Raw genomic sequence first — 21,966 nt, 5'->3', positions numbered from 1 at the left:
ATGAAAAAGCTTGCACAACTATTGTTTTTATTGGTTCTGGCCATGCCAGCTGCCGCTCAGCAAAAGCCCCAGTACAGCCAATACCTGTTCAACAACTACCTGTTAAACCCCGCCCTCTCCGGCATTGAAAGCTACACAGACGTGCGTATGGGCACCCGCAGGCAGTGGGTGGGGATTGAAGGGGCCCCTGTCACCTATTATATTAGCGGGCATACGTCTCTGGGCATGAGCGACCGGAACTCTAACCTCCCCAAAGCAGGGAAAGGGTTTGTCCCAAAGATGCCTGTCAACAACAACCGCGCAAATAAATTCCACAAGTCACGGCCCCACCACGGCTTTGGCGCCATGGCACAGGTTGACAAAACAGGGCCTTTGAGCAATACCAGCCTCAACCTGACGTATGCGTACCACCACCCCATCACCAAACGCATCAACATGTCAGTGGGGATGGCCGGTGGCCTGGTGCAAGCCCGCCTGGATGGCAATGCCATTCACCTGGCCAACCAAAACGACAATGCCCTGCAGCCGGGGCAGCTTACCAAGACCAAATTTGACCTTGGCCTGGGCACCTGGATCTATTCAGACATCTTTTATGTGGGTATTTCTGCCGCCCAGCTGCTCACAGACAAAATCTCTAAGAACGAAGGCATGAACACCCTGCAGCAAGAGCTGCAGCCCCACTTCTTCGGGACGGCCGGGTACCGGTTGCGGTTGCGCTATGACTTGTCTTTGGAGCCCTCTGTCATGGTGAAGGTGGCCAGCCCCAGCCCTGTGTCTGTTGACCTGAACATGAAAGCCACCTATGCCAACCGCATCTGGGCGGGTCTCTCTTACCGGCACGGAGACGCCATGGCTGCCCTGGCGGGTATCAACGTGAACTATATCTTAGACATAGGCTACTCATATGACTTAACCACCAGCGAACTGAACGGCGCCAGCGCCGGCAGCCACGAGTTGATCATAGGTCTCAAACTCCAGAACAAAGGCCGCCTGCTTTGCCCGCAGTGGCTCTGGTAGTTTCCTCACCTTTTCAGATGCAAACTCCTGTTTTCGGCCTACTTTTCTAAAAAGAGGCCGAAAACAGGAGTTTGCTTTTCCCCCTAACGCCTAGCGCTAATTCTTAGAGAAAACAGCCATCCCCTATTCCCCGCCTGCTTGTCGCACGCAACTGCTGGTGAGGCAGGGCTGGCACCCCCTGCTGTTTTGGCTTGTTTTCAGGAAAACAGGCCAAAAACAGAAAACTACACTCCTCTGCCAGCCATTCCACCTTCCACGGCAACCCTTAACACCCGTGACCACAAGGCGTAAAGAGTTGATAAACTGATAAAGTTGAATTAACGGTAAGGTAATCTGGCACATGTAGTTTTGCATTGGAGAAACCATACGTCAACTGCAGCAAACCAGGAGCCGCACCATGCAAAGCTTATCTCAACCCGCCTTCCTCCCCCTTCAGCCGTTACAGCAGCTGCAGCAGCACAAGTGGGGCCGCCTGTTGATGCGCCTTCTCAAACTGACCCAGATCAATCAACTGTACTCCCGCAACGCCACCCTGGAGGGCAATGAGTTTATCAGCAACCTGCTGCAGCAGCTGTCTATCACCTACACCTTTGAGGCAGAGGAACTCAGGAATATTCCCGCCACCGGCGGATTCATTGCCGTAGCCAACCACCCGTACGGGGCCCTGGACGGCCTCTTGCTGCTAGAGCTGCTTTCCCAGAGAAGAGAAGACACCAAAGTTTTGGCTAACGAGGTGCTCGCCTCCATCCCCAACCTTTCTTCCCTGATTCTGCCGGTCAATCCCTTTGACGGCAAAGCCCGGAAAAACATCTCCGGCATGCGGCAGGCACTGCTTCACCTCCAGGAGGGCCACCCACTGGGGGTCTTTCCGGCGGGCGAAGTTTCAAACTGGCAGATGAGCACCCAGCAGGTGGTAGACAAGCCGTGGCAGGCGTCTGTTGCAAAACTGATCAGGAAAGCAGACGTACCTGTGCTGCCGGTTCATTTTAGCGGCCACAACAGCCTCACCTTTCTGCTCATGGGCATGGTACACCCGCTGTTACAGACCGCCCGGCTGCCAGCCGAGTTACTGAACAAGCAAGGGCACCAGGTACAGGTGCGCATTGGGAAACCTATACCCGCAGGTGACTGGCAACAATACCAGAAAACAGAGCTTCTCTCTTTCATCAGGGCGAAAACCTACGCCCTTTCCCTGCCGTCGCAAACCCTGGCGCAAAAAGGCACCAAGGCGGCACCCGTTGTCCCGGAGACGGCCCCTGCGCTGCTGGAGGAGGAGCTGGCCAACCTGCCTCCGTCCAAAAAGCTATATTCGCACCTGCACTTTGATGTCTACCTGGCAAGAGCCGGGCAGATCCCCCACACCCTGCGGGAAATTGGCAGGTTGCGGGAAATCACCTTCCGGCAGGTGGGTGAAGGCACCCGGCTAGCCATAGACCTGGACCAGTATGACCACCACTACCACCATCTGTTTGTGTATGACCGCCACGCCCGCCAGCTGGTGGGTGCCTACCGCGTAGGCAAAGGAAAGGAAATCTGGAAGCGGCACGGCAAAAGCGGTTTTTACCTGAACTCCCTCTTCAAAATCAAAAAGGAGCTGGTCCCGTTGCTCAAGCATTCGCTGGAGCTGGGCAGGTCCTTTATCAGGCCTGAATACCAGCGCAAAGCCCTTCCGCTGCTCCTGCTCTGGAAAGGGTTGAGCCTGTTTTTAAAGGAGAAGCCCAACTACAAGTACTTGATTGGGCCGGTGAGTATCAGCAGCTGCTTTAGCCAGCTCTCGCAGTCACTCATGGTGCAGTTTATCAAAAACCACTTTTATGACCCTGAGCTGGCCAAGTATGTGAAACCCAGAAAGGCGTTCAGAGCCAATGTTAAACAGGCCACCCACCAGCAGGTTCTGCAGCAGCGCCTGTCTGGCCTTTCTGATCTGGACAACCTGATCAAAGAGATAGAGCCCAGGCGGCAGGGGCTGCCAGTCTTACTGAAGCGGTACTTACTCCAGAACGCCAGAATCATAGGGTTTAACATTGACCCCGCCTTCTCTAACAGCCTGGACGGGTTCATGGTCATGAATGTTGAAGACCTGCCCTCAGAGACAGAACGGCTCTTCCACCGCATAGTCAGTTAAGGCACATTCAATTCAACAGCAGGTTTAGCTTTTGGCCTTGCAAGCGGCTAGGGGCCGCGAGAGGTTCTTCCATTGCGGTTTTTAATCTTCTCAGCAACGCCATAAAGGCAACAAAATACGAAGGCAGGGTTCTGCCCCCCCTTACAGCCTGAAAGACTCATTTCAAGCAGGCTCTGCCTGCCTGTGAGGCTGCCCCCTGGGCAGCCTTTTTTATTTCTATTCCTTTATACATAAAACTAAACATTCAACATCATAAATATTACATAATTCCAACACTCTTTCACATGCTAAAATTGCACTTTAAAAACAAGTTGATTATAACTTTCTCACAATAGGCTATTTAGCGCCTTTATTCAAAACACCCAATAGCAACCTCCGTAAAAACACACATATCAGAAAATTTAACATTACCAAGACCAATACACTTTCACATTAAAAACACAGCATCCAAATTGTTCAACCCCTACCATTACCACTATGAAAAACTTTACTCTCACTTTGTATTTCCTGTTTGCCCTGGTTGTAAGCGCCGTTGCGCAAAACACCCCTTCTAACCCAGCGCTAGAGAAAGCCTCCAGTGATATTACCCGCCTGATGGTGGAGTCTATGTCACTGAACGAGAACGAATACATCAAATTAAAGAACCTGAACTCAGAGCGCCTGGTGAAAGCCGCCGAGGCGGAAAAGATGTACTCAGATGATGCTGAGATGCGCGAGGTGCGGTTACGTGAAATTGAAGATGATTTTGAAGAGAAGCTTTTCAAAATGTTGAATTCCCGCCAGGTGACCGCCTACGCAGAGTTCAAAACCAAGCCAGAAGCCAACTTCCTTTCCCTGGTACAGTCAGCATCTGCCGCTCCCAAGAAATAACGTTAACCAGAAATATTTCCACAGCAAAGCCCAGCTCTCAGAGAACTGGGCTTTGCTGTTCTCAGTAGTTTCTGAGCAATGCCGCCCAGGCCCTTGCTCCGGACGGCTGTTTTTCTCTTTCCCATTTTGTGTAATAGCCAAAACACCAACCCTTTCCTTGCCGTACATGCCGCTGTGACCACTCTCAAATGGGTGAAAACACTGTTCAAACGTGCAGATGATTATTTCTTTGAAGAACATGGGCAAATCTACTTTCATCGCTTTCTTTCTTTTTTTCTCCCTTTGGTGCTCTACCGGCTTTGCGCAGAAAGCCACTCCCTCAGAGCGTATGGCAGACCGGCTTACCCAGGAGATGGGAGCTGCCTTGAACTTACCCGAGGGCACCCTTATTCAGGTAAAAAAATACAACCGTGAACGCCTCTCCAAATTGATGGCGCTGTCTACCCAGGCTCACCAGTTGCGCCCCCGGGACCTGGAGCTCAGGGTAGACGAGGTGGAGCAGCACTACAACCAGCGCATGTTCAGCCTGCTCAACGCACAGCAGTACATCCAGTACAAGCGTTTCCGGGAGAACCGCGTAGAGTTCACCCGCCCCAGCCAGGCGTTAGCGTCTGCCATGGGCAGGTTGAACTGACCGCGTTTTCTTTGCGTTTTGGGGCTGTTTTCTCAAAAACAGCCCCAAAACAGCTTTTGCCCCGCGCCTGGTTTACTGCCGGCCACGGGGCTTCGTTTTTTTGGTTCTACAGGTGGTAGCAGAGGTTACGCCTACCCCTTCTAAGGTACGGTTGGGGGTCAACCTAACGGCCCCGCTAATCTGGCGACTCGCCGCATCTTACGTTAAGCGATGTCAGTCTCGCGCCAGGGTTACTGCCTACACCTGATTTCCGTTAGACCGCGTGAACCTGGGAATGGCCGCAGGCAGGCAGCAAAGGGAGTCAATCACAAAATGGCGGGCACAAGTAGTCAAGCGCTTGACCTGGTGTTGATTTGAGTCTCCAGGCTGAACAAAACCCTACCCTTTTATGCTTTACCTCAGGCAATAATTCTTCCGGGTAATCTCCGGCTGCCGCCTTAGGTTTCACAGAAACAGCTACCTTAGCAGTTGAATTGGTATTGGCGCCCCACCACCCCCTGGTTGAAACCTTTGCCCCTGGCTTCCCTTTCAACGTATACCAAAAGATGTAGCACGTTTGCTGTGAGGCAGACAGTTTAATTTGGCACCTTATGGAATGGTCTAAAATTTTCAACCCCAAAGAGATGAACTCGTTCCAGTTCATTGCCCTCACCGGCGTAATCATGTCTGCTTTGGCGCAGCTCTTTCTGCATCTCTGGGGCAAAGAGGTAGAATCCTTTCATTACCTCTACCTCTGCTGGGGCACCCTGTTTCTGTTTGGCACCATCCAGAACCTGAGACACAACCCAGAAGATGATCACCACCACCATCACCACCACTAAGACGGCACCGCCGAAGGCATTCCCCTGCAAAATAAATCTGTTGGCAGCGTTCAAATTCAACGCTCTGTAGGGCACATTATTAATTGAACCTTTGGGGCTGCACACAGCATTGGCCTTGGCAAGAATTTTTATCTTCTTCGCAACTGCCCTCTAGGGCTCCAAAACCGCCCAGGCAGAACCTCAAACTTGGTATTTTGGCTTATGAAACAAAAGGCCAATACTTAAAGCAGGCATTTCACCGCCCCTTCTGTTTTGGGCCTGTTTTTCAGAAAACAGGCCCAAAACAGAAGGGGCGGTTTCTCTCCTTTGCATTCTGCCAAAGCAGAAATTATCTTTCTGCCTTAAACCTGCCATAGCCATGACCAGAGAAGAAGCCGTCCAGATACTGCACCAGTACACCAAAGGCGAAAGCCTGCTCCGCCATGCCCGCACAGTTGAACTGGTCATGCGCGGGTATGCCCAAAAGCTAGCCCAGGACCAGGAACTCTGGGGCAACACCGGCCTCCTGCATGACGCCGACTATGAAGCATTCCCAGACCGCCACCCGCAGGTAGTGGTGGGCATTTTGCAGGAGTGCGGCGAAGACGCCATGGCGCACGCCATCGCTGCCCATTACAGTCACTGGGGTGTTTCCCATGACACGCTGCTAGACAAAGCTCTTCTGGGCTGTGATGAAATCACGGGGTTTGTAGTAGCCTGTGCCCAGGTAAGGCCGCAGCGGCTGCAAGGCCTGGAGGCAAAGTCTGTCCTGAAGAAGCTGAAACAAGCCAGTTTTGCCGCCTCAGTTGACCGCTCTGAAGTGAGGCTAGGGGCCGAGCTCCTGGGCATTGACCTGCCCGAACACATTGAATTCATCATTCAAACGCTTCAGCCGCATGCTGAGGAGCTGCAGTTACAACCCGTTTCCTGAAACCCCTGACTCAACAAGAGAAGCTTGCATGATCAGGAAAAACAGGTTCTGTTTTTGGGCTGATTTCTGAAAAACAGCCCAAAAACAGAACCTGCCCTGCGTTAGACACAACCGCCGGCCCAGCTTCTGAAACAGCAAGGCCTGACGTATTCTAAAAATACGTCAGGCCTTGCTGGTAAATCAGGGCAGTTTACAAACCTTCTTTGGGCACTTCTATCTCTTTGCGTGCGCCTTCGTTCCCCACCCGGTCCACGGTGGCCACTGCTACCTTGTTGAGCGGCAGGAGGGTAGCGGGGTTGGCGGCCACCGTCTTTTTCAACGTGAAAGAGCGGTCATGGCGGTTCAGGATTTTGTAGCTCCAGTTGTTGCCGTACTGGTAGTAGACCACAGATCTGAAAGCGTCTTTTTCGTTCTTCGGGATCCAGACCACGCGCACAGAGTCACCTTCCAGTTCAGTGCTTACCGCCGGGGCCTCGGGGGCCTTGTTGTCTAACCAGGGGCTGGCCGGCACCAGCGCGTCATTTCTGTAAGGGCCGTTCAGAAGGGCCTTCGCCATGGGCGGATTCTTAGTCACCTGCGAAATGCTCCAGTGTACCACGCCTTTGCTGTTAGGCAGCATGCCCCTGGAAATCATGATCTGGCTCAGAATTTCGCGCACGTTGACCTCACTGCTGTCATTGCCCACGCTTATGCCCGGCCACAGGTGGCGGCGCATGGTGTTCTCCTGCTCCCACCACCCCAGCAGCACCGGGTAGCTTTGGTTGATCTGGTTAATTTTCCAATACAGCTGCGGGGTGAAATAATCTACCCAGCCTTTGTTGAGCCACAGCTTGGCGTCTGCGTACAGTTGCTCATACTGGTCAAACCCTTGCACAGAGGCGGGGTAGCCGGGCCGCCAGATCCCAAACGGGCTCAGCCCGAACTTCACATACGGCTTCTCTGCTTTGATCCCCCGGTAGAGCCGCTCAATGAACTGGTTCACCGCCTGCCGCCGCCAGTCTCCCCGGGAGAGCGTTCCGCCCGACTTCTGGTAAGCCGCCCAGGTGACTTCATCAGGAAAATCCTGGTCGCCGTTGTAAGACGGGTACGGGTAGAAATAGTCATCAAAATGCACGCCGTCAATGTCATAGCGTTTCACCAGGTCCATGACCACGGCGTAAGAATGGTCTTGGGTGCCCTGGTGGGCCGGGTCCATCCAGTGGTAGCCTTCCTTCAGTTTTACCACCAGCTCCGGGCGCTTCTTCACTATTGACTGCTCACTCACCGGGCCGCCGGCGGTGTGGTGCGCCCGGTACGGGTTAAGCCAGACATGCAGCTCCAAACCACGGTCATGGGCGGCCTCGGTCCAGAATTCCAGCGGGTCATAATACGGCTCCGGGGCTTTACCCTGCACCCCGGTGAGGTAGTAAGACCACGGTTCCAGATCACTCTTATACAGGGCATCGGCCTGCGGCCGAACCTGGAACACCACGGCATTGTAGTGATGGTTCTTCAGGAAATCAAGCAGGGCAATGGCTTCCTTTTGCTGCTCCTCAGTGGTTAGACCTGGTTTACTGGGCCAGTTGATGTTGGCCACGGTGGCTACCCAGGCCGCCCTGAACTCATTGTCTGCCTTTGGCCCCACCACCGCGGGGCCAGGCTGCCGCACCGGCTCCTCTTTCGCCACCGGCTTTGAGGTAGTGCAGGAATTTAAGAGAACAGTGAGGCAGAGGCCAGAAACCGCCAATAACTTTTTAATCATGTTTGGTGTGTTAAGGTTTGAGGGATAGGGGGTTATTCCTTAAGTATTGGGTTAAAAGCTGTACTCCATCTTTTTACATACCGCATTGCCGCCGTAAAAGCCTTGGGCTACTGATTAAATGCCTCCTCAGCGGCAACGGTGACTACCCGCATTCGCGGAAGAAGCTAAAAAGTAAACACAGCCCCTGAGGGGTGGGGCAAGCGGCGGCAAGAAAACAAAAATTTTGCAGGTTTTTAAATAAATTAAGGATGTGGCGCCTCTGTGGCTGTCGCTTGCCGCTGGCGCACAGGTCTTATCATTTGCCGCTGTTTCTGACCTGTTTTTTTGTAAAACAGACCAAAAACAGGAAAAGCCGGTCTTTCTGCAGCGGCAGCCGATCTAAGGGCCAAGAAGCGCGCCTTGTGCCAGGGGTGAGAGGCCTCTGGAAGCAGCCTCAGCTCCAGGTCCCAGCAGAAGTCCCTGCAGCAGAAACTCCGCTAATCTTGTACCTTTACCGTATAGTACTTCCTAACCTCATTTACAGCCATGCAAGCTGACTCACCAGCCCCAGACAATGACGACCTGCAAGATTTTTACCGCGCCTATTTTGGCGTAGACGCTGACTACTATCTTTATAAACTGGCCCAGCAGCAAGCCGGCACCAGATTCACCTTTAACTTGGGGGCCTTCTTCTTTGGGCTGTTCTGGATGTTGTACCGCAAGCTGTATGTGCAGGCGCTGGCGGTGGTGGCGGTGGTGACCGGGGTGTCTTTTCTGTTGAACTACCTGGCGCTCACTCAGCAGATTGCTGCGCAGACCCTGCAGCTGATTAATAATTTCATTGCGCTTTTCTGGAGCCTGGCCATTGGCTTTCTGGGGAACTGGCTGTACCTGCGGCAGGCAAAGGCCCGGGTGACCAAGATGCTGCAGAAAGAAAAGGATGAAGAACAGGCCGCCCTGCGTCTGCAGCGGCAAGGCAGCATCACTTACCTTCCCCACATCCTGCTGGCGGCGCTGTTCCTGGTCTATCTGCTCTTGAACCAGTTCCTGGGCAGATAAATTTGGCAGGTGGCGTTGCCCGCCCCTTTGCCCTGGCTTTTCTGTTTTAGGGCTGTTTTTCAAAAAACAGCCCTAAAACAGAAAAATACCTTTACCAGACCATTCCACCAGTAGCTGCCCAGATATCTTGGTCTGGCACGGCCCGCCATGGGGTGTTCTTAGCCTAAGTTTTGTTTTCCCGTATAAAAAAGGACTCCCTTTGCAGCTGCAACAGCAGGGGCACACCTAAAGAAGCTTTATGCGGAAAATCAGTACCAGTAGATACAGGAAAACCAACTCCCCCACCCCATCTGCCCCCAGAGGCCGCACCACCCCCTCCAGACGAAGCCTGGCGGCCCGCCAGCAAAGAAAACGCCTGGTCAAGCGGAAGGGATCTGCCGTAAAAGGGGCCGAAAACCGACTTAAAAACTTCAGGCAGGCCTCTATTCTGGCGGTGGCCATCACGGGCTTCTTCCTCATGGTGGTGGCCCCCAGTGAAGCGGGTCTGGGGCTGCAGGAAGTTGACACGCTATCGGGGGCCGCTGACTCCTCCGGGTTGTCTCCTACAGACTCTCTTCTCCTGCCAGACTCTCTGGAACAGGCGCAGGACTCCCTGGCAAACGGCTCCCTGAGCGTCTCCAGCAAGGCCGCCGCCGGTGAAGCCATAGGCGCCCTGCAGAAAATCTGGAACGGCTTCTACTACAACCTTCCCAGGGTCCTCATTGCACTTGGGGCGCTGGTGCTGGCCTGGCTGCTCTCCAGGCTGTTAAAGCAACTTCTGAAAAAGGCCATTGGCCACTGGCACAGCTCAGGGGGCGTGCTCACGCTAGTTTCCCTCTCCATCTGGCTGTTTGCCATTGGGTTGGCCGTAAGCGTGGTGGCCGGTGACATCAGGGCGCTGGTGGGGTCCCTGGGGCTGGTGGGCCTGGCCTTGTCCTGGTCTCTGCAAACCCCCATTGAAAGTTTTACGGGCTGGTTGCTCAACTCCTTTCAAGGCTATTACCGCGTGGGCGACCGCATACGGGTAGGCGAAGTTTTTGGCGATGTGTACCGCATTGACTTTCTCACCACCACTGTCTGGGAAATTGGTGCACCCTACCAGCCCGGCATTGTGCAGGCTGAGCAGCCTACCGGCCGAATGGTCACGTTCCCCAACAATGAGATTCTCACCGGCACGGTCATCAACCTCACCGGTGATTTCCCCTACGTGTGGGATGAACTGGCCGTAGCCGTGGCCAATGAGTCAAAACTAGACGTGGCCATGGCGGTGATAGAACGGGTGGCCCTGGACCTGTTGGGCAACCTCATGATGGAGCCCGCCCGCCAATACGCCAAGCTGCTCCAACGCGCTGAACTGGCAGACCCCGTTGCTGACAAGCCCCAGGTGTTTGTTTCCTTGGAAGACTCCTGGACCAACATTACCGTGCGCTATCTGGTGGGGGCCCGCGAACGCAGGAAATGGAAGAGTGAGCTCACCTTCAGGATAGTGCAGGAGCTTAACAAACCAGAGTACGTGGGCGTGATCAAAGCCGTTTACCCAAGGCAACAGGTGCAGTTCATCAGCCCAGAGGGCGCCCCGGTGGCCATCAATGAGTTTGGCGACGTTCATCCTAAAGAATAAAAGCGTCTGTTTTGGGCCTGTTTTCTGGAAAACAGGCCCAAAACAGACGCAGGGCAACCGCAAAACCTAGTTAGACGGGGCCATGGGCAGGAAACGGTAGGTGAACCGGTACCCGCCCTGGCTGAACGTGAAATGGAAGACAATCTTCTGGGTCACGGGTTTCCCGTCGGCCAGTGGGGGCTCTAAAGACGGCAGCCTCTCCAGCGCCTTGCTCAGGCCAGAGACAATCTTCATGTCAAAGGCGTTGTTGCTCCGGAGCCTGACCACCCGGCCGTTTTCATTCACCTCACCTTCCAGCTCCAGCTCGTTTTCGTAGATTTTCAGGTCTACGGTTGACAGAAACGCCCGCACGTTGTTTTTGATCTCCTCAGAGAAGGAAGCGTTCCCGTACTTGTACTGGGCACTCTGGTATCTTTTTCTGGCGGTACCGTTGCAGGGCACCCTGGACAGGCGCACCTTTTCGGCGTTCAGGAACGGAAAGAGGTTTTCGCCCACCAGTTTAAGGCGGGAGGCGTCTTTGTAGTCTCCGGTGGGCCCGCTCCCCTTCACAAAGGCCCCTTTTTTAAAGGTTTCGCTGATCAGGATGGCATCTGAGCGGTCATTCTGGCGGCTGCCTTTCCAGTAGCCTTCAGGAGTGCCGTTCAGCAGCTTGCCTGTCCATTTGATGGCGCCGTTAGACTCTGAGTAGGTGCCCGCCCCATTCTGCACGGTATGCTTGCCTTCTGCATCCCAGGCCTCCAGAATCTTGACTCCGGCTGGTAAGGCCTCAAAAACAAGCTGCGGCTTGCCGTTGTCATCATAGAGCTCCCAGCGGCCGGTGAACCTGTCTTCCTGGAAATCACCTTTGGCCCTGAGGCTTCCGTTGAGGTTGCGGTACAGGAAGGGCCCCGTCTTGAGGCCTTCTGGGGTGAAGGTTCCTTCTGCCAGCACCAGCTCCCTCTCCTGGGCGCTCACGTCTCTGAACTTCCCAAAGAACTTGCGCTGCTTAAAGTTATAATGTGCCTGCCGTATGATTTGGGCGCAACTGTCTTCAATCAGGTAATAGTCCTGGTCATAGGCAAAATTCACACTGTCTTTGCCAATGGGTTTCAACCGCACATTGCGTCTGGGGGCGGTGGGCGGCTGGGCCAGGGCACTAACCGTTACGCAGAGCGTGACACCCATGCATAATAAGAAATGTTTCATAGAAGGGCGGGGGACAGCAGCGCTGACCAGTTTCTTTACACCTGGGCCACTTTGAACGGCTTCACCTCTACCTTCTCCCAGACTTTCTGCTGAATGTAGGGCTCCTCGTCCATCCACTTCTGCAGCTCCTCTTCCTGCTCAAACTGCAACACCAGGGTAGAGCCAATCATCTGCTCCTTATCGTTCAGAATGGCGCCCCCAAGCAGGAAGTTGCCGCTGGCCTTCAGCTTTTTAGCCATTTCAAAATGCGCGGGCCTTACGGCCATACGGTGGTCTAACGCCCCTTCATGGGTATAGTCTAACCCGGTTATCAAATACTGTTTCACAGAATATGTTTCGTTTGTGTTCCTAAAAATAGAAAAATTCCCTGAAGCCGTACCTGCGCCGCCCCCCTTTCTGGAATATACTTCTCGTGTGCCGCCGCCGGTTTCTGTTTTTGGCCTGTTTTCTGAAAAACAGCCCGAAAACAGAAACCAATGGAACAGGCTTTATATTTTTAATATTATTTAAGAACATGACCCGTCTGGCTTGCTCCCCAAAACCAAAACCTCTATACTTAACCCGCCAAAGATTTCTCCCCTGTTTATGAAACACGTATTTAAAATGGTGCTCCTGGCCTTGTGCCTCCAACACAGCAGCAGTTTTGCACAGAAATTCAAATTCGCCTTTGTCACTGACACCCATATTGGTTCGCCCAGCGGCGGCGCCGAAGAAGACCTGCAGCGCACCGTGGCTGATATCAACCAGATGCCTGACGTAGACTTTGTACTGCTCACCGGTGACATCACGGAGATGGGCACAGACAAAGAACTCAAACTGGCCAAAAGCATTATTAGTCAGCTGAACAAACCCTATTACATCATTCCCGGCAACCATGACACCGGCTGGTCAGAGTCTGGGGGCGTGAGTTTCATACGGGAGTTTGGGTATGACAAGTTTGCCTTTGAGCACAACGGCTACAAGCTCATTGCCTGCGCCTCCGGGCCGTATGTGCGCATGTCAGACGGCCATATCCCGCGTGATGCCACCGTGTGGCTGGACAGCGTGCTGGCGGCTACGCCGAAAACCCAGCCCATCATCTTCATCAACCATTACCCGCTTGACAAAGGGCTGGACAACTGGTATGAAGCCACAGACCGCCTTAAGAAGCAGAACACCCAGTTTACGCTCTGCGGCCACTACCATGTAAACCAGCCCTTTGACGCCGAAGGCATTCCCGGCACTATTGGCCGCTCCAACCTGCGGGCCAAAGACCCTGTGGGCGGGTACAACCTGGTAGAGGTGCGGCAAGACTCGGCACTGTTTTCTGAGCGCACCCCGGGGGTGGGCACCAAACCCGTATGGCGCCGCATTGCCCTGGGCACCCGCTCCTATGACACCACCAAACCGTTTGAACGCCCCTCGTATGCCGTCAACACCACGTACCCGGCGGTAAAGAAGGTGTGGAGCTACCACTCAGACGCCAACGTGATTTCTACGCCCTTGTCTACCAACGGCCTGGTCATCTTTGGCAACAGCGTGGGCAAAGTAGAGGCGCTCTCAGAGAAAGACGGAAAACTAAAATGGACGTACCAGACCGGTGGCGGAATTTTCTCCTCGCCCGCGGCTTATAAAAAGCTGGTCATCTTCGGCTCCGGTGACGGGCACATCTATGCCTTAGAAGCCAGGACCGGGAAACTAGCCTGGAAAACCAAAACCGAGGCCTCAGTGCTGGGCTCGCCGCTGGTTGAGAAAGACGTGGTGTACATTGGGGCCAGTGACGGCAAGTTCAGAGCCCTGGAGGCTGCAACCGGCAAACAGCTCTGGGCCTTCTCCGGCCTGGAAGGCGCCGTGGTCAGCACCCCGCTGCTGTATGAGGGAAAAATTATCTTTGGCGCCTGGGACCGGCACCTCTACGCCCTGAACCAGAAAGACGGCTCCCTTGCCTGGAAGTGGAACAACGGCTCCCCTAACCGCATGTTTTCCCCAGCCATGGCCATTCCGGTGGCGCATGACGGGGTGGTGTACCTTGTTGCCCCAGACCGGTTCATCACCGCCCTGGACAGCAACACCGGCCAGGCCCTGTGGCGCAGCAAAGAAGCCACCGTACGGGAGTCCCTGGGCCTCTCTGCAGACAAGAAACTGGTCTATGGCAAAACCATGCAAGACGAGGTGGTGGCCTTTGAAACCGGCAAAACCGCCCCTAAACTTGCCTGGAGAATGAACGCCGGGTTTGGCTATGAGCACGTGCCGTCTATGCTGATTGAGAAAGACGGGGCTGTTTTCTTTGGAACCAAGAGCGGGGTGGTCTACAGCATCAACCCACAGACCAAACAGGTTAACTGGGCGCACAAGATTGACAACTCCATGGTAAACACGGTGAATGCCCGGCCCAAGAAAAAACTGATTGCCGCCACCATGGATGGCAAAGTAGAAATGCTTTCTTTCTAGCTTCTCCTGAACAGGCACCCTTTGCTTTACTCCAGCCTGTGTTGCCTGAAAAAGACTCAGGAGCCGGTCAAAGGTTGGGGTGCCTTCGGCCAAAGGCCCTCTACCCATAACCGGTCTTGCTGCTGACAAAGCAGGCGGGCAGGTGCCACGCACCAGAGTATCCCAGACGCTTCTTCAAAAATATACTTAAAAGAAGTGTCTGGGATTAAACCAATTACTCTCTACTTTGTCTAAGAGCCCAGGCAAGCTGAGTGCAACTAAAACCTGCCCCGGCTTGGCTCCCCTTACCTGTTATTGATCTACCTGGCTTTGTATATTTCTTAGCATGATGCGCATTCCCCTCCAGCACCTGGCTTGTCTGGCCCTCTTCTTTCTGGTTCTGCTGCTCCCGGCAACAGCTAGCGCCAGTTCTGCTGCCCTGGTAGAAAGCAGGCAAACAGGAGGGGTGACTTTAACCGGAACGGTGGCAGATGCGGTGACCCGGAAGCCGGTTGACTTTGCCACCGTAGCCCTGCAAGACAAAGCCGGCAAACCGCTCAACGGGGCCACCTGTGATGACAAAGGCGCGTTCACTATGCCCAGAGTGGCCCCGGGAGACTATGTGCTGGCCGTCTCGTTTGTAGGCTATAAAACCAGGCTGCACCCCATCACCGTCTCTGCCGGGGCCTCCAGCCAGAACGTTGGCAGCATCTTACTGGAAACCGACAGCAAAGCCCTGGAGGAAGTGGTGGTGACCGCTGAGAAAGACCTGATCCAGGAAACAGATGACGGGTTGGTCTACAACGCAGAGAATGACATCACCAACATTGGCGGCACCGCCGCCGATGTGCTGAAGAAAGTCCCCTCCCTTGCCGTAGACATAGACGGCAACGTGGAGATGCGCGGCAGCCCCAAAATCAAGATCCTGATCAATGGCAAACCTTCTTCCATGCTGGGTGACAACCTGGCAGAGGCGCTGGCGCAGATTCCGGCCGACATGATCAAATCAGTAGAGGTGATCTCCAGCCCTTCTGCCAAATATGACGCAGAGGGCACGGCCGGGGTGGTCAACATCATCACCAAGAAAAGTTCAGTAGAAGGCATGACGGGTTCTGTCACCGGCACCTTGGGCAACCGCACCAACAACCTCAACTCCAACCTGAACATCAGAAAGAAAAAGGTGGGCATACGGGCTACGGTTGGCGGCAACTTCAATGACCGCAACGGGGACTCTGAGTCTGAGCAGCAGTATTTCAGGGAGGAGAACACCATCCAGACGCCCACCAAACAGATCCAGCAGGTGAGCACCTTTGACAACAACGGGCGCTCCATCTTCGCGCAGCTGGGGGGCGACTATGAGTTCAACGAGCATACCTCCCTTAGCGCCAGCATGCGCCTGAACGCTGGCCGCAACCTGAGTGACCGCACCCTCACCACCAATGAGTTCACCCCCGCGGGCGAAGAGCGCGTGAACAACTTCCGGTTCAGGGACATGGAGAACACCGGCCGCTCCAGCGGGCTGGACATGAACCTGCACTACAAAAGGAAATTCAAGAAAAAAGGCCAGGAGCTGGACGTGCTCACCATCCTCAACAACAACCAGTCTGGCAGTGACTACCAGTTGGCAGAAAACAACCGCACCGGCACCATCACCCGCCGCGAGGAAAGCGACAACCAGGGCCGAAACCGGGAAATCACCTTTCAGGCAGACTACTCACACCCGTTTGACAAGTGGGGCAGCCTGGATATTGGGTCCCGGGCGGTCTTGCGCAACTCATCCAGTGACTACAGCTTCTCGTTTGCCAGAACGGCAAACGCCCCCCTGCAACTGGATCCGGTTAGGTCTAACCGGTTCAATTATGACCAGGATGTGTATTCCACCTACCTTTCTTACACCTACCGGTTCAAGAAAACCTACACCTTCAGGCTGGGCGGCCGCTATGAGTACACCAACGTACAGGGGCAGTTTAACACCAACAACATAGACACCAACCTGGACAAGCCGTTTCACAATTTCATGCCCAACGTGATGGTCATGCGCAACTTTGCCAAAGGCCAGCGCCTGCGGCTCAGCTACTCCACCCGCATTCAGCGCCCCGGCATTGGCCAGCTGAACCCGTACCGCAATGAGAGCAACCAGTTGAACATCAGGTATGGCAACCCCAACCTGGACGCTGAGCTCACCCATAACACTGAGGTCAACTACAGCTGGCTCATCAAAAATACCAGCGTCAACACCTCTGCCTACTGGCGGCAGACCAACAATGACATTGCCCACTACCAGTTTCCGGTTTCACCCAGCAGTGACACCCTCAACACCACCTTTGAGAACCTGGGCAAAAACGCCGTGTACGGCACCAGCGTATCTGCCTCTACCCGCATCAAGAAAAACGGGCAGGCGGGCCTCAACCTCAACCTGTACTATAATAACCTGTACAGCTTTGTAGGGAAGTATGCCGTGAGCCGGGCCGGCTGGATGTACAACCTCAGCGGAAACCTCTCTTACCGCTTTGAGAAAGACTTCAGCGTGCAGACCGCCGCCTCCTACAACTCGCCCCGCATCTCGCTCCAGAGCCGAAGCACCGCCAACTACTCCTACAGCCTGGGCCTGCGCAAGGAGTTTCTCAAACGCAAGGCGGGCGTGAGCCTGAATGTGGAGAATTTCATCAGCAGCCTCAACACCATCAGAACCACGGTGAACAACACCAACTCCAACAACCTCAACTTCAACAACAACTACAACCGCATTGTGCGCCTGAGCTTCAATTACCGCTTTGGGAAGATGGAGTTCAAGCGGGACAAAGCCCTGGAGCGCTTGACCGGCCAAGGGTCTAAAAAGAAAAGCTAGCGTAGCGTATCCCCGGTGAAGCCAGCGGCCGCCCCTGTTTCTGCCCTCCTTTTCCAATTTCAGGCGAAAAACAGGGGCGGCTGTTTCATTTTACCGGAACAGCGGTACCTTTGGCCTTTCAGAAAAAACCGCGTATAAGAATGAGGCTTCTTATACCTTACCCCGCACAGGCATGACCAACAATGATATAATGAAAAAACTGCGCGTGGCCCTGCAGCTGCGCGATGATGAGATTGTACAGATCCTGAAACTGGTAGACTTCAACGTCACCAAGAGCGAACTGGGGGCCATCTTCCGGCAGGAGGACCACCCCAACTACAAGCCCTGCGGAGACCAGCTGCTGCGCAATTTCCTGAACGGTTTGATCATTCACCTGCGGGGTCCCCAGGAACCGCGTAAACCCGCAGCAGACCAGCCCAAAGCGTATCCGCCCAGGAGAAACAAACCAGACAACAGGTAATTCCGTTTTCGGCCTGTTTTCAGGAAAACAGCACTAAAACAGCCCTGCTGGCCCTTAGTGCTGCTGGCCTTTTTTCAGCTGGCCGCTTTTCAGCCGTGCTTTTACTTGGCAACACTGCTGTCACCAGATGCTTTCCCTTCTGTTTTGGGGCTGTTTTTCTGAAAACGGCTCCAAAACAGAATTCCCCTCCCCCATTGGATTCAGTCCCCCTCAATCCGCCCACGGCGGAATGCCATTCCAGCTCTCTTGAGAAGGAAAGAAAATCTCCCAGACACCAGAGGTTTGGCTCCAGCAGGGACAAAAACCATTTATTTATCTGCGCTTGCCCCGGCGGTTGGTAATCTTGTCCAGCCGCTTGGTCTTCACCCAGTTCAGGTACTTCTGCAGTTCCTCAGAGCCTCTCAGCGCTTCAATGGAGTTGTAGAGCACGGCCAGTTCTTTGTTGGTGTGCGTGAGGTGCACAGTACTGTGGCAGGGCTGGCAAAGCGGGGCGGTGGGGCCGTGGCGGCCTCCCTCCTCCCGCGGGATCAGGTGGTGCAGCGTGGTAAAGCCCACTTCCCGGCCACACAAAGCACAGGTGGGGTCAGCGCTCTCTACTGGTTTCTTTTTCTTTTTCGCCACGGTCTTTCTGTGTGGTAAAAGCGTGTTTACAATTTGACTTGGTAAACGCAACTGGCTGGTCAGGTGCTTGGCTACATTATTTTAAACCTATGGCAGGAACCCGCTTTTGCCCTTCTAGCGCTGCAAAGCTGCTGAAGAACTGCTATTGAAGAACCTTGCTCTGGCCTGGCCTACACATGCCCTAAACAACTTTCGCCCCCGGCCTGTTTCAGGTCAAGACAAAATCCTTACCTTCGCGGCCCTGCTGTACGGGCGGCCTAAACCTCTCCTACTTAACCGCGTACAGCTTTGGGCTTACTTACTTTGAAGATGTCACTTTCCCCACCGCTATCATCACAAACCACAGCCCCCGCCCTGCGCGAAAGCTGGTTGATCTTTATACTGGCCGCCATTCAGTTCACCCACATCATGGACTTTGTGATCATGATGCCGCTGGGGCCCCAGCTCATGCGTGTTTTTCAAATCAGCCCCCGTGAGTTTGGGTTTCTGGTTTCAGCCTATACGTTCAGTGCGGCCCTCTCTGGTTTGCTGAGTGCCTTTTTTATTGACCGCTTTGACCGGAAGATTGCGCTGCTGGCGCTCTACGTGGGCTTCACCGCAGGAACCCTGGCCTGCGCGCTGGCGCCCACCTTTGAATTCCTGATGGCCGCCCGCATCTTTGCCGGCGCTTTTGGCGGGGTGTTAGGGGCCATGGTGCTGGCTATTATTGGGGATACCGTACCGGAGCAGCGGCGTGGGGCCGCCACGGGCAAAGTAATGGCTGCGTTTTCCATTGCCTCTATTGGCGGAATCCCGCTGGGGTTGTACCTGGCCAGCCACGCCAGCTGGCACGCGCCTTTCTTTTTGCTGACCGGTCTCTGCGTGCTGGTGCTGCTCATGGCCTGGCGCCTGCTGCCCCCCATGCGCAACCACCTGCTGAACCATGTTCCGCAGCACCCGGCGCAGGTGCTCAAGGCCATTTTCACCCGGCCCAACTGCCTATGGGCCTTCGCCCTCATGGTGGTGCTCTCTTTGGCGGGCTTTACCGTGGTGCCGTTCCTGAGCCCGTACATGGTGGCCAACGTGGGCTTCGCCGAGGCGGAGCTGAGCTACATCTACCTCTTTGGGGGGCTGGCGACGGTGGTGACCTCCCAATGGGCCGGCCGCCTGGCCGACAGGTTTGGCAAGAAGAAAGTATTCATGGTGGCCGCGGTCTTTTCGGTGATCCCCATTCTCATTGTCACGCATTTGCCCCAGGTGCCGCACTGGCAGGCCTTTATAGTGACCACGCTGTTCTTCATAGTGTTTGGGGCCAGGTTTGTACCGGCCATGTCCATGATTACCTCCAGCGTAGAACCGCGCCTGCGCGGTAGCTTCATGAGCGTGAATTCGTCTGTGCAGCAGTTGGCGTCTGGGCTGGCCGCCTTCCTTTCAGGACTGGTCATCACCAACGCCCCCGGTTCTCAGCAATTAATGGGCTTTGGCACCGTGGGCATCATTGCCACCGTCTTCACCCTGCTTTCTATGCTGGTGGTGGGCAAACTGAAACAGGTGAGTTAAGTCTGTTTTGGGGCCATTTTCCTGAAAACAGGTTCAAAACAGTGAAGCGTTCTCTCACGCTAGCATACGCCTGTGCCCACGCATGTTGAGTCGGCAGACTCGGCCATACCCTGGCGAATGAGCAAATAGAAAATACGCCCTACCATAATAAGGAAAGCTGTTTTTGGCCTCTTTTCCTGAAAACAGGCCAAAAACAGCAATCCCCGCCGGGAACCCGGCGGGGATTGCTGTTTGCCAGAGAAGGCTATTGTCTGCTACTTCATGCCCTCCATCCAGGGAATCAGGTCTTTGATCATGGGCTCCAGACTGCTGAAGTGCGTACCGCCTTTGATAGGGATAAACTTCAAATCAGGGGCTCCGGCCGCTTTCATGGCGTCAACCGTCACCTGCGAGTTCTCAAAGGGCACCATGGTATCAGCGGTGCCGTGGTAGAGTCTGGTGGGACTTTTAGGCTCCCAGTTCTTGAGGCTGTTTCGCTTCAATGCCTGCTTCAACGCCTGCTCGCCATCGCCTTTCAAGGCCGCCAGGAACGTAGGGTTGAACAGCTTAGCCGGGTCTTTGTCCAGGGCGCTGTTAATGGAGCCGCTGGTGCGGGTACCGTCAATCAGCTCCTGAATGCGCGTGGCGTTGGGTTCCCGGAAGAAGTGGGTGAGCGGGCGGTTCCAGCCGTAGGTCTGGTTGTAGGCCTGCAGGATGAACGCCAGATTGGCGGGATAATCATACGGTTTGCCAGACACCACCCGGCCCAGCATGCCCTCCAGGTCATAGCCCCCGGCCCCCGCGCCCGAAGCCGTGACTGTTAACCCGTGCTCCGGGTGCTCCTCCAGCTCCTTCTGCGCCGCCAGCGTCACGTAGCCGCCCTCAGAATAACCGGCCAGGAACAGCTTCTCAGACGCCTTGATGTTGTTCTTCCTGAAAAAAGATTTACCCGCCTTGATCATGTCTACCACCGCCGTGCCTGAGTGCTTCATGTCATAGTACGGGTGCAGAACCTGCCTGGAGACGCCATAGCCAATAAAGTCAGGCACCAGGGTCAGGTATCCGGCTGCGCCGAAGGCTTCAAAACCGGTCAAAGAGCTCAGCTGGAAATTGCTGGGGGCGTATTTCTGGTCAAACGTGGTGCCGTGGTGGGCACTCAATATCGGCGCCGCCGACGTCAGGTTCAACGGCACCACCATCAGCCCGGAGGCTTTCATCTCCTGCCCGTTGTAGGTGGTGAGGTACGTCAACCGGTACACGTCCACGTCATACTTCACCAGGGTGGCCAGCTGTGACTGCCCGTTAGACACCGCAATCTGGCGCAGGCCGGCGGCCTGAATAGTGGTCAGTTTCTCTGCCGACACCAGCAGGTCTTTCTGGACCTCCTGCACCGGCTTCTCTTCCAGCACCTCGGCCTCTTTGCACCCCGAAAACCAGCCAGACATGGCCAGCACCGCAGATAAAAATATAGTCTTCAACGCTTTCTTTCCTTTCATAAGTTATACTTTCTCAAGGATCTCCCCCTCATTTAAGTTCCTTCTACAGCGAGATGTTTTGGAGCTGTTTTCGCCAAAACAGGCCTAAAACAGAATCCCTCTTTTTACGCGAATGGCTTGATCTGGAATTGGCTTTTTCCGTATACTTGCCTGTATTCAAACGTGCAACAGACATGGCCAAGAAATCATTTCAGGAATTGATCAACAGCCCCGGCATGCCGGTGCTGGTAGACTTCTACGCCGACTGGTGCGGCCCCTGCAAAACCATGGCCCCCATTCTGCAGCAGGTGGCCCAGCAGTTTCAGGGCAAGCTGAAGGTGATCAAGATTGACGTAGACAAGAACCCGGCAGTGGCGCAGCAGTACCGGGTGCAGGGCATACCCACGCTCCTGCTGTTTCACCAGGGCAAACAGCTCTGGCGGCAGTCTGGCGTGGTGCCGCCGCAGCAACTGGCCCAGGTGGTACAACAGCACCTGCCGTAGCGTTTTTGGCCTGTTTTCTGGAAAACAGGCCAAAAACAGAAAGCTTTCGCTCTTTCTCCAAGACCCTCTGCAAGCGCCCGGCCCCATCACGGCCCATTTCACGGGGTTATTTTTAGCCGGCTGCCGTGTAATTTTTAGCCCGCCCCACCGACTAAAGAAGCAGAAAGGAACTGTACAGCCCTGAAAAGGCA

General features: G+C 54.7%; 18 protein-coding genes. 13 read left to right on the top strand and 5 right to left on the bottom strand.

The annotated features are described in order from the left end of the window. From FHS90_RS15855 to FHS90_RS15830, 6 genes are all read left to right on the top strand, one after another. Positions 1–1,017, top strand: coding sequence for a PorP/SprF family type IX secretion system membrane protein (locus FHS90_RS15855; protein WP_066836626.1), 1,017 nt, complete (start codon positions 1–3; stop codon positions 1,015–1,017). A gap of 397 nt (positions 1,018–1,414) precedes the next feature. Further along, positions 1,415–3,142: a bifunctional lysophospholipid acyltransferase family protein/GNAT family N-acetyltransferase gene (locus FHS90_RS15850; protein ID WP_182513763.1), complete on the top strand. Its 1,728-nt coding sequence runs from the start codon at positions 1,415–1,417 to the stop codon at positions 3,140–3,142. A 477-nt stretch (positions 3,143–3,619) separates the two neighbouring features. Further along, positions 3,620–4,012, top strand: coding sequence for a hypothetical protein (locus FHS90_RS15845; RefSeq protein WP_066836622.1), 393 nt, complete (start codon positions 3,620–3,622; stop codon positions 4,010–4,012). 217 nt (positions 4,013–4,229) lie between these two features. After that, a complete protein-coding gene (locus FHS90_RS15840; RefSeq protein ID WP_182513762.1) occupies positions 4,230–4,646 on the top strand; it encodes a hypothetical protein in 417 nt (138 codons plus the stop codon). Between the two features lie 590 nt (positions 4,647–5,236). Continuing rightward, positions 5,237–5,467 (top strand): hypothetical protein, encoded by a 231-nt coding sequence (locus FHS90_RS15835; protein WP_066836618.1) that lies wholly within the window; start codon positions 5,237–5,239, stop codon positions 5,465–5,467. Positions 5,468–5,825: 358 nt separating this feature from the next. Next, positions 5,826–6,377, top strand: a complete 552-nt coding sequence (locus FHS90_RS15830) for an HD domain-containing protein (RefSeq protein WP_182513761.1) — start codon at positions 5,826–5,828, stop codon at positions 6,375–6,377. A gap of 190 nt (positions 6,378–6,567) precedes the next feature. Here the strand turns inward: FHS90_RS15830 and FHS90_RS15825 are convergent, their stop codons facing one another. Next, positions 6,568–8,118, bottom strand: a complete 1,551-nt coding sequence (locus FHS90_RS15825; RefSeq protein WP_066836616.1) for a glycoside hydrolase family 10-like protein — start codon at positions 8,116–8,118, stop codon at positions 6,568–6,570. Positions 8,119–8,643: 525 nt separating this feature from the next. Here FHS90_RS15825 and FHS90_RS15820 point away from each other — a divergent pair. Both FHS90_RS15820 and FHS90_RS15815 read left to right on the top strand, forming a co-directional pair. Further along, complete coding sequence (locus tag FHS90_RS15820; RefSeq protein ID WP_182513760.1) at positions 8,644–9,156, top strand: DUF2628 domain-containing protein; 513 nt, start codon at positions 8,644–8,646, stop codon at positions 9,154–9,156. A gap of 238 nt (positions 9,157–9,394) precedes the next feature. Continuing rightward, the gene (locus FHS90_RS15815; RefSeq protein ID WP_182513759.1) at positions 9,395–10,756 is read left to right on the top strand and encodes a mechanosensitive ion channel family protein; all 1,362 of its coding nucleotides are present in this window, start codon (positions 9,395–9,397) and stop codon (positions 10,754–10,756) included. Between the two features lie 66 nt (positions 10,757–10,822). On the opposite strand, the gene FHS90_RS15810 is transcribed toward FHS90_RS15815, so the two are convergent. Both FHS90_RS15810 and FHS90_RS15805 read right to left on the bottom strand, forming a co-directional pair. Continuing rightward, a complete protein-coding gene (locus tag FHS90_RS15810) occupies positions 10,823–11,941 on the bottom strand; it encodes a toxin-antitoxin system YwqK family antitoxin (protein ID WP_182513758.1) in 1,119 nt (372 codons plus the stop codon). Positions 11,942–11,976: 35 nt separating this feature from the next. Then, a complete protein-coding gene (locus tag FHS90_RS15805; RefSeq protein ID WP_182513757.1) occupies positions 11,977–12,267 on the bottom strand; it encodes a YciI family protein in 291 nt (96 codons plus the stop codon). Positions 12,268–12,526: 259 nt separating this feature from the next. On the opposite strand from FHS90_RS15805, the gene FHS90_RS15800 reads away from it, so the two are divergent. The 3 genes from FHS90_RS15800 (at position 12,527) to FHS90_RS15790 (ending at position 17,658) form a co-directional block, all read left to right on the top strand. Continuing rightward, a complete protein-coding gene (locus tag FHS90_RS15800; protein ID WP_182513756.1) occupies positions 12,527–14,371 on the top strand; it encodes a BamB-related PQQ repeat family beta-propellar protein in 1,845 nt (614 codons plus the stop codon). A 325-nt stretch (positions 14,372–14,696) separates the two neighbouring features. Further along, on the top strand, positions 14,697–17,198 hold the full coding sequence (locus FHS90_RS15795; RefSeq protein ID WP_182513755.1) for a TonB-dependent receptor: 2,502 nt from the start codon (positions 14,697–14,699) through the stop codon (positions 17,196–17,198). 172 nt (positions 17,199–17,370) lie between these two features. Further along, on the top strand, positions 17,371–17,658 hold the full coding sequence (locus FHS90_RS15790; RefSeq protein ID WP_066836608.1) for a DUF1456 family protein: 288 nt from the start codon (positions 17,371–17,373) through the stop codon (positions 17,656–17,658). A 312-nt stretch (positions 17,659–17,970) separates the two neighbouring features. Here the strand turns inward: FHS90_RS15790 and FHS90_RS15785 are convergent, their stop codons facing one another. Next, positions 17,971–18,279 (bottom strand): HNH endonuclease, encoded by a 309-nt coding sequence (locus FHS90_RS15785; RefSeq protein WP_066836606.1) that lies wholly within the window; start codon positions 18,277–18,279, stop codon positions 17,971–17,973. Between the two features lie 309 nt (positions 18,280–18,588). On the opposite strand from FHS90_RS15785, the gene FHS90_RS15780 reads away from it, so the two are divergent. Further along, positions 18,589–19,818 (top strand): MFS transporter, encoded by a 1,230-nt coding sequence (locus tag FHS90_RS15780; protein WP_182513754.1) that lies wholly within the window; start codon positions 18,589–18,591, stop codon positions 19,816–19,818. Between the two features lie 254 nt (positions 19,819–20,072). Here FHS90_RS15780 and FHS90_RS15775 read toward each other — a convergent pair whose 3' ends face one another. Further along, complete coding sequence (locus FHS90_RS15775) at positions 20,073–21,293, bottom strand: alpha/beta fold hydrolase (RefSeq protein WP_182513753.1); 1,221 nt, start codon at positions 21,291–21,293, stop codon at positions 20,073–20,075. Positions 21,294–21,466: 173 nt separating this feature from the next. Between FHS90_RS15775 and trxA the strand changes: the two genes are divergently transcribed. After that, positions 21,467–21,775, top strand: coding sequence for a thioredoxin (gene trxA, locus FHS90_RS15770; RefSeq protein ID WP_066836602.1), 309 nt, complete (start codon positions 21,467–21,469; stop codon positions 21,773–21,775). Positions 21,776–21,966 lie beyond the last annotated feature (191 nt).

The sequence above is a fragment of the Rufibacter ruber genome (assembly GCF_014138425.1).
GTDB classification, from domain to species: Bacteria; Bacteroidota; Bacteroidia; order Cytophagales; family Hymenobacteraceae; genus Nibribacter; species Nibribacter ruber_C.
This window is presented reverse-complemented; position numbering and strand designations above follow the sequence as displayed.